General features: G+C 44.6%; 8 protein-coding genes. 5 read left to right on the forward strand and 3 right to left on the reverse strand.

What is annotated here, in order from left to right; genetic code table 11:
• Positions 1-190: 190 nt before the first annotated feature.
• Entirely contained in the window at positions 191-532 is a 342-nt protein-coding gene (locus O3C58_08860; protein MDA0691963.1) for an STAS domain-containing protein, read from the reverse strand.
• Positions 533-544: 12 nt separating this feature from the next.
• Complete coding sequence (locus O3C58_08865; GenBank protein MDA0691964.1) at positions 545-973, reverse strand: ATP-binding protein; 429 nt, start codon at positions 971-973, stop codon at positions 545-547.
• Between the two features lie 362 nt (positions 974-1,335).
• On the opposite strand from O3C58_08865, the gene O3C58_08870 reads away from it, so the two are divergent.
• From O3C58_08870 to O3C58_08890, 5 genes are all read left to right on the forward strand, one after another.
• Entirely contained in the window at positions 1,336-1,704 is a 369-nt protein-coding gene (locus O3C58_08870; GenBank protein MDA0691965.1) for a DciA family protein, read from the forward strand.
• Positions 1,701-3,539: a tetratricopeptide repeat protein gene (locus O3C58_08875; protein MDA0691966.1), complete on the forward strand. Its 1,839-nt coding sequence runs from the start codon at positions 1,701-1,703 to the stop codon at positions 3,537-3,539. The genes O3C58_08870 and O3C58_08875 overlap by 4 nt, the downstream gene beginning before the upstream one ends.
• 307 nt (positions 3,540-3,846) lie before the next feature.
• Positions 3,847-5,010 (forward strand): cysteine desulfurase family protein, encoded by a 1,164-nt coding sequence (locus O3C58_08880; GenBank protein MDA0691967.1) that lies wholly within the window; start codon positions 3,847-3,849, stop codon positions 5,008-5,010.
• Positions 5,011-5,148: 138 nt separating this feature from the next.
• Positions 5,149-6,087, forward strand: coding sequence for a tetratricopeptide repeat protein (locus O3C58_08885; GenBank protein MDA0691968.1), 939 nt, complete (start codon positions 5,149-5,151; stop codon positions 6,085-6,087).
• 57 nt (positions 6,088-6,144) lie between these two features.
• The gene (locus tag O3C58_08890) at positions 6,145-7,302 is read left to right on the forward strand and encodes a glycosyltransferase (protein MDA0691969.1); all 1,158 of its coding nucleotides are present in this window, start codon (positions 6,145-6,147) and stop codon (positions 7,300-7,302) included.
• Between the two features lie 180 nt (positions 7,303-7,482).
• Here the strand turns inward: O3C58_08890 and O3C58_08895 are convergent, their stop codons facing one another.
• Positions 7,483-8,268: a class I SAM-dependent methyltransferase gene (locus tag O3C58_08895; protein MDA0691970.1), complete on the reverse strand. Its 786-nt coding sequence runs from the start codon at positions 8,266-8,268 to the stop codon at positions 7,483-7,485.
• Positions 8,269-8,659: the final 391 nt, after the last annotated feature.

The following is an 8,659-nucleotide window of genomic DNA, read 5'->3' on the forward strand; positions in this document are numbered from 1 at the left end:
GAACTGCTGATATGAAAATCTGTGAGGAACAGGGTTTTGAGAAACCGGGTGACATTTCCCCTGTTCTATGAGGGTTGTCAGGGTCAGGTGATCTCTGCGCCTACGGGCTTTGGGCCAGGGAACGTTGATCTTCCTGTTTTTTCAGTTCCTGCAATTCGACTTCGCTCAACCTGCAAGGCTGTGGTTATCGCTAAACCCCTTTCAGAGCTTCTTCCTGGGAATCGTAAACCTCAAATACCGTCAGCAGACGGGCGATCTCAAAAACGTCCTTGACCATAGGGGTCAAATTTGTGAGCCGGAATTTGGTGTTGTTGCTGTGGCTCCATTGCAATCCTTCCACCAGGGTGGCAATGCCCGAACTGTCGATATAGGACACGTTGGAAAGGTCAACCACAATCATCTTTTGATTTTTTTTAAATAAATCCGTTAAATGTGTTCGCACCAGGGTCGAGGTGCTCATGTCAATTTCCCCCTGGATTATGAGGGTTGCAGTTCCGTTGCCAGATTCAATGGATTGAAGTTCAATTGACATATGTTTGTTTTGTTATCGCGAAGAGGTTAATTCATTTTTCAGACGCTTGCTCATTGTAAGCAGGGTCCCGGTTTCACGATCGGTGCAATAACTGACTTCATCCATGATTTCATTCATAAAAAAGGTTCCAAGGCCCCCCGGTTCTATCTGATCGAGAGGCCGGGGTTTGATTTCTTTGGAATCGCATTGTTTGCCATAGTCGCGGATCTTTGCTTGAAATGAATCCTCAGCCAGGGAGAAGCAAATCTCTATCGGTTGATCCGGGCAACCGGCATAACTGTATTTGATGATATTGGAGCACGCTTCATCGACACACAGGATCAACCGCTGGGCAGTTTCCTCAGACACCTGATGGTCGAGCAGCAGATGGTGCAGAACCTTGCGGACAAGGCACAGGTATTTGGAATTACTGGGAATAGTGAGTTTGACAGATTCTGTCATAAAGCCCTATTTTTCAAATGGTCAATAAGCCCACCATTATAAAACATTTTCTTGCTCAAGCCTATGGGTTAAATTGAAAACAGGCCCGATAAAAAACTTGTACATAATCATGCTATTTTTTGTGACCCGCGATTTTTCAATATGATTGTAAAAAGGGGACGGATAAGAAGCGGAGGAAGTCGCCTGACGTTTTTAGCGGGAAAATTCTTTGGAAATAGCAAGGTGGTGGGAGGGGACTCGCAGGAATACTTTTGGGGTTTTTTGCAGAGGAAGCACTAAAATAAAACTTTGATCTTGCCAGACAACGCAGTTAAAATGAAACTGGTTGAAGTATTTCATATTATTGAAGGTGTCGACTTAAGATGAGCCAACAACGCCCCTGGTCGGGGATTCGCTCGATTCTTTCGCATTCGCTAAAACAGGTTGTTGTCGATCCCAGGGATTCCCTGGAGTTGATGGCGCTCCGCTGGGCGCTCGTCGCGGGAAAAGAAATCGCCGAAGTCACGCAAGTAAACAAAGTGACACCGAAAACGCTTTACATCGATGTGGCGGGGAACGAATGGTTGTCCGCTCTGCAGGCGTTGCAAGAAAAAATAATTGCTGAAATGCGAGAGCAGGAAGGTTGTGGAGAATTAACGCGGATCCTGTTTAAGGTCGTGTCAGCCTCTCCATCGAAAACCCGAACCCAAGCGGCCATTAAGGATAATGCGGAAAAGGAAATCAAGAAATGACAAAAGTCTTAAGTTTCACCAAGTCCCTCACTCCTCTGGATAGAAGAACCTTTAGTATGCCGTTGGTGCTTGCGGGGTGGATGATGATCGCCAATTGCAGTGCACTGCCTCTGGGCCAGTCTTCTTCAATGAGGGATGGTGACCTTGCTTCATCGTATGCCGTAAAAAGCGTGAAAACGGACAAAACCACGCAAGCTTCCAAAGACCCCAGGGCTTATTATCATTTTCTTCTGGCCCTGAAAGCTGAAAGCGAATCGCAATTTGAACTTGCGGCCTCGCATTACGGGGAAGTGGTGAAACACGACCCGACCGTGGAGGAAATGCATGAAACGTTAGCGGTTCTGCTTCTCAGGTCCGGACAATTGGACGAGCTTCTCAAAGTTTGCCAGAGTTCTTTGGAGCAGTTTCCCAATAACCCCGCCCTCAATCTGATCCTGGCGGATGTTCTGGCGGGACGCAAAGATTATTACGGCGCTATTAAATATTACCGCAAGGCGGCGGAGGCGGACCCCGATGGGTCCAGGGCTTATCTGCTCATGGGGACGGTGTACGACGCTCTCAAACAATACGACCCGGCCAGGGAAATGTACGAGAAGGTGGTTTTGACCGAACCGTCGAACCCTCTGGGTTATCATCTTCTGAGCCAGTCGCAAATTCGTCAAGGCGATTTAGAAGCCGCTCAGGTGAGCCTGGGGAAAGCCGTTTCCTTAAGACCTAACTTTATCCAGGCGAGGGAGCATTTTGCCTGGGTTCTAATGAAACTGGGAATAACCGAACAGGCAATCCGGGAATTAAAATTGCTCATTAAGTTGGACCCCCGTAATGAAAAAGTCCGCAAATATCTTGAACAACTGCAGAATATTTCGTCTGCGGCAAAAGCAGTCCCCCTGGACTCCCAGGACGTTCCCGAAGATTTGAGCCGCCCGGTTGATATTCATATGAATATCGCGGCAATTTTTTATGAGCAGGCGGATTATCTTAAAGCTCTGGATGAATTTCAACTTGCCCTGATCGGTGAGGACAGGAAAGAACCGCACATGCTCATGTCCAGAATCTATGAAATTCTGGGAAGGTTGGACAAAGCCATTGATGAATTTGAAATTCTGAGAAAAATGGACCCGGAGTCGGTGGATATCTTGCGCTACACCGCACGCTTGTACAGTTTGAACGAGCAACCCAATGAAGCGGTTCTGTTGGTTGAGAAGGCGGTTCACATTCAACCTAAAAATGATTCCCTGTACCACTCGCTGTCGCTGGCCTATATGGCTGTGGAGAAATTTGATCTTGCCATTGAAAGCATGCGCACCGCTATTACCCTAAATGACAGTAAAGATTCCTATTATTTTGAGTTGGGGGCTCTTTTGGAGCGGTCGGGGAAATACACGGACGCCATAGAGAATATGCAGAGGGCCATCGAATTAAACCCCATGCACTCGAACGCGCATAATTTTATCGGCTATATGTATGCCCAGGAAGGGCAGTATCTGGACAAGGCGTTGACGCATTTAAAGAAAGCGCTTTCCATTCAGCCGCGCAATGGATATTTTCTGGACAGTCTGGGCTGGATTTATTTTAAACAGGGGGATTCGGAAAAAGCGTTGACGGAAATCAAAAAAGCCATGGTCTACACCTCCCCGGATCCGGTTCTTTATGACCATCTGGGCGATGTCCAGTTTGCCTTGAAAAACTATGATGAAGCGCACGGCGCCTGGCAAACCAGCTTATCGCTGACCCGGGTTAAAAAAGATGATCCTGATGGTGGAGAAGTTCCGGACGAGAAGACCCTGGAGGAAAAAATAAATAAAGTGGGTCGATTGCTCCGGGAAAGCTATTAAGGGCATCTCTAAAAATTAGTTTATTACAGGAAATCGAACACTGTACAAGGATTTCTTATATTGGTGGCACGGGCTTTCTAGCCCGTGCGAACAGGCTGGAAAGGCGGAATTAAATTCCGCACTTCCGTATAACCTTTAAGGGCAGGTCGCCTGTTCCACTAAAACAAAGCTATTTCCTTAAATTGACGATTAGGAGCATTTAGTCAATTTTTAGAGATACCCTTAATATTCCGGTTATTATTTGCGGGTTAATAAGTTCTTATCCTCAGACCCGCTCCTATTTGTCCATAAAGTACGAGAATTCATTTTGCAGAAAATATATCTGGATCATAACGCCACCACCCCTTTGCATCCGGAGGTTCTGGATGCCATGCTCCCTGTAATGCAGGAATTTTTCGGAAATCCTTCGAGCATCCATTCAGAGGGGAGAAAAGCCAGGGTCTTCCTGGATGAGGCGCGGGAGCAAGTTGCAGGTCTCATTGGGGCCAGTCCGGGAGAAATTATTTTTACCAGCGGGGGAACCGAATCAAATAACCTGGCTCTTCTCGGTGTAGCCTTCAGTCAGCAGGAAAAGGGTCGTCACATTATCACCTGTGAAATAGAACACCCGTCCATACTAAATCCCTGCCAACAACTCGAAAATCTGGGATTTCAGATTGATCGCCTGCCAGTGGACCCAAAGGGTCGCATTGACCTTGAGCAATTGCAGCGTACCCTAAAAGATTCCACCGTTTTAATTTCACTGCAACACGCGAACAGCGAGGTGGGAACCTTGCAACAGATCGAAAAGATCGGGCAAATTGCACGGGAAAATTCGGTCTATTTTCATACCGACGCCGTTCAGAGTGTCGGAAAGATTCCCGTTGATATAAAAAAAATTCCCGTGGACTTTCTTTCCATGTCGTCCCATAAGTTGAACGGACCCAAGGGCTCGGGAGCGTTATTTGTTAAAAAAGGGAGTCCCGCCTTATTTTCCCCGGTATGTGGAGGCAATCAGGAAAAGAAAAGACGGGGAGGCACGGAAAATGTGGCCGGCATTGTAGGTTTTGGTAAAGCTTGTGAACTTGCTAACGCTCGGTTGGAATCGGGCGGCGTCAAGGCGTTGGAAGATTTACGTAATCATTTTTACCAACGGATCACTGAATTGCTTTCGGGAGTTGAAATGTTGGGAGACAAAGAGTTTTCTCTTCCTAATACTTTAAACCTTTCTATTGAAGATGCGGACGGGGAAACTCTGATGATCGGTCTTGATGTGGAGGGAATTTCCGTATCGACAGGTTCGGCTTGCAGTTCAGGATCTTCTCTTCCTTCTCATGTTCTTACAAATATGCAGGTTCCCGAGGATCGAATCAAATCTTCTCTACGGTTCAGCCTGGGGTGGAGAAACACTAAAGAACAGTTGAACTTTGCGGCTCAGGCGCTCAGTCGCCTTGTAACTTTGAATCGAAAAAAATCGGTGATGGCCCGATAAGCCTAACTTTAGGTTTTTTTTGAAAAAATATCGCAACTCCAATTTCTTTTATTTGTATTGACCTGATAAAATCGTATAATATTATCCATTGATAATTAAGGGTTATTCAATCCTTTGCTCAAAATAATGGAGAAACGCATGTCCCCAAAGAATTTATTATTTCGTCTTCTGGTCGTTTTCCTTGTGGCCTCCCCGTTAGTCCTGAATGGGTGCAGCTACATCCCCTGGATTGGGGATAGCGAAGAGGAAGACCTTGCCTTCGAAGAAGATTTTCCTTTTGAAGACGAACAGACTGCAAAGACCGCCAAGAGTTCCGGTGGTGATGATGATTTTTTTGCAGAGGACGGAGCTTTGGCGGAAAAGAGTAGCGGGGATTTTTCCAGTATTGAACAGGGCACCGACTCTAAAGAGTTGAAGGGGGATGTGGAAAGTCTTCAATACCAGCAGGAGGCATTGATCAGCAAGGTTAGAGAGTTGGAAGAAATTCTTCAAACCTTGGAACCCAAAGTGAGTGCAACTCAGGAGCGATTGGAGGGCAGTCTATCTTCTGTTACAAACCAGTCAGAGTTCCTGCAACCTGAGATTGAAGACCTTAAATTAAAGGTAGGTCAATTAAACGAAGAAATTTCCAGACTGAAAATGGGCGGGACAAAAATGCCACATTCTGAAAGCAGTGTCAGCCGTGGAACTTCCTCAAAAAGTCCTGGAACTCCCGCCGAATACAATAAAGCCCTGGAGGCTTATCAGAAAGGGAATTATGATGAGTCCATTCTCCTGTTTCAGAACTTTGCCTTGAGCAATCCGCCGTTGAACTTGAAGGATAATATTCTTTTCTGGATTGGAAGCAATTACGTCAAACTGGAAATGTATGATAATGCGATCAAGCAATTTGATACGGTTATCAACCAGTTTCCTCGTGGAAACAAAGCGCACGATTCCAGATTGATGCTGGGCATCAGTTATTATAAAAAAGGAGAGGCCAGCCGGGCCATCGAAGTTTTAGAGTCTGCTCTGAAATATAATCCGCCCTCAGCGGTCAAAGGGAAAATATTAGCCCAGTTGAATGCAATTCAATAATCCGGTTCCATCCCATCACAAACTCCCGCCTGCGAGTTTTTGATGACCTCCCTGTAAATGAAGATTGCGCTCGTTCATGATTGGCTGACAGGAATGCGGGGCGGGGAGAAATGTCTTGAAGTTTTCTGCCGGCTTTATCCTGAAGCCGACCTGTTCACCCTTCTGCATATTCCGGGCTCCGTTTCTTCCGTAATAGAAAACAGGAAAATTCACACCTCGTTTTTGCAGTCCCTTCCCTTTATTGAAAAAAAATACCGCCATTTTTTATTCTTGATGCCGCGTGCCATAGAGAAATTCGATCTGAAGGGTTATGATCTGGTTTTGAGTAGCAGTCATTGTGTTGCCAAGGGAATTGTTCCTGAAAAAGGGAGTTTACATATTTGTTACTGTTATACTCCCATGAGGTATATCTGGGACCAGTATGACCAGTATTTCAATAGAAAATCGAGTGGGATATTAACTTCTACAGCCATGCGCCTTATTGCCCCTCGTCTCAGACGTTGGGATGTGCGGTCGAGTAAAAGAGTAGATGAGTTTATCGCCATTTCCAGGCATGTGCAAAAACGAATCAAAAAATATTACGATAAGGAATCCACAATAATTTATCCCCCTGTGGATAGTGTGTTTTATTCTCCGATTAAGGAACACAAGGAAGATTTTTTCCTGATCGTCTCCGCATTCGCGCCCTATAAGCGGTTGGATTTAGCGGTTGAAGCTTTTAATCAGTTAGGCTGTCCTCTCGTCATCATAGGTGAGGGGCAAAGGGGGAAGTATCTCAAGAGCATCGCCGGTCCCAACGTCCAGTTCAAGGGTCGGTTGACTGATGAGGAAATCCGTTCCTATCTTGCACGATGTCGGGCGTTTGTATTTTGCGGGGAAGAGGATTTCGGAATCACTCCCTTGGAAGCACAGTCGATGGGGCGTCCGGTTATAGGTTTTGCGAAGGGTGGTTTATTGGAAACTGTGATTCCAGACAGGGGAACCTGGAAACCGGAGACTGGAATCAGCGAAGAAAAAACAGACCGCCCTACAGGAGTATTTTTCTACGAGCAATCGCCGCAAGCCCTGTTATCCGCCGTAAATCATTTTGAAAAAATAGAAGACCGGTTTGAACCTGAATCGATTAGAAACCATGCACTTCAGTTTGATTTAAATATTTTTTCTGATCGCATTCAGCATTTTATTGAAGATCGGTATCGAAAACATCAATGCTGAAAAAGCACGGCTAACTTTTCCTTTCCGCAATTTTTATTTCTGACAGCAGCACTTTTATTTATAGGAAGTTCAGCCCTTCATGGGTTGTGGTGATTATTTTTTGGATTTTGGCCACTATCCTTGATTAGAAATAAAGAATAGTGGAATAAGTATGATGAAAAAAAACAATTTGACCTGGGTTCAATGCGGCTTTCTTGACAGGAAATAATAATTTTGAAAGAACGGGGGCAATAAAGAGTATAGAAAATGGTCCGCTGCGTTGTAGGATTTTACAACACATAGGTTGTTTTTAATGCTTAACGGCAGGCGAGAAAGTTCATTTCTTGGGAGGACGGCATACCCTTTAATCTCTTCGACTCTTAATCCCGCCGCTTGATTTAAAGAATAAATATCCTTTTTTGTAAATCGGTATGGATGATGGTGCTTGGAGGCTATGTTCCTGGCGAGAGCTTCTATCCAACTGTATTTGTTGGGAAAATGAAAACAAAAAAAATGTCCCCCCTTTTTTAATATCCGATGAATTTCTTTAAGACTTCCTATTTCATTCCCTCCTTCCTGCCTCACATGTTCCAATACTCCAATGGATACCACGGCATGAAAGGTTTCGTCCTCATAAGGCAAATGAACAGGATCTCCGGAAGACACTTTGTAATGGAATGCATCTTTAAATCTGGAATCTAAAAATTCTGCAATTTGAAAACCACCAGGGTTGTATGCATCGGATGTATTCACATTAAAAGAATGGGTATTAAACCCCTGGCTAAGCAAGAAATAACTGAAATGACCATCTCCTGACCCCCAATCTAAAACATGAGAATCCTGGGGTGAAACATGTTTTAGAAAATTTTCATAGGCGAACCAATACTGCGACGCAGTAGACAGGTTTTCAAACCTTAATAGGCCCAACTCATGGAGCGTTTTATAAATATCAACCCATCGCGCATCAACCTCAGTATTCCACAACAAAAAATATCTCCTTGGTTTAGTTTGCCTGATTATACTAAATAAAGACAACCTTGGTAAAGGCTATCGACCTCGAGAACATGGGAAATATAGCATTTATAATTGACAGGAGAAAAAAGCAGCAGACAGGAAATATTACTTTCTTGTTGGTACGCAATGAATTTATTGCTTATTTTATTGATGTTGCTGAATACTTCTGTTGAAGCTTTTAATAAATTGAGCTATCCTTTCGTCATTATTGGCGTAGACAAAGGGCGACGTATCTCAATATTATCGCGGGATGCCCCCCCCTCATCGCCATCAGGCGTTTTGTAAAATAGAAGACCCTCATGAACCCGAATTGATTAGAAACCATGCATTTCAGTTTGATTTAAATATTTTTTCTGATCGCATT

It is taken from the genome of Nitrospinota bacterium, from assembly GCA_027619975.1.
Taxonomy (GTDB): Bacteria; Nitrospinota; Nitrospinia; order Nitrospinales; family VA-1; genus JADFGI01.

Excerpts from the sequence above, each read along its gene's own strand:
- O3C58_08860 (MDA0691963.1), bottom strand. The coding sequence starts at position 532 with ATGTCAATTGAACTTCAATCCATTGAATCTGGCAACGGAACTGCAACC.
- O3C58_08865 (MDA0691964.1), bottom strand. The coding sequence starts at position 973 with ATGACAGAATCTGTCAAACTCACTATTCCCAGTAATTCCAAATACCTG.
- O3C58_08870 (MDA0691965.1), top strand. The coding sequence starts at position 1,336 with ATGAGCCAACAACGCCCCTGGTCGGGGATTCGCTCGATTCTTTCGCAT.
- O3C58_08875 (MDA0691966.1), top strand. The coding sequence starts at position 1,701 with ATGACAAAAGTCTTAAGTTTCACCAAGTCCCTCACTCCTCTGGATAGA.
- O3C58_08885 (MDA0691968.1), top strand. The coding sequence starts at position 5,149 with ATGTCCCCAAAGAATTTATTATTTCGTCTTCTGGTCGTTTTCCTTGTG.
- O3C58_08890 (MDA0691969.1), top strand. The coding sequence starts at position 6,145 with ATGAAGATTGCGCTCGTTCATGATTGGCTGACAGGAATGCGGGGCGGG.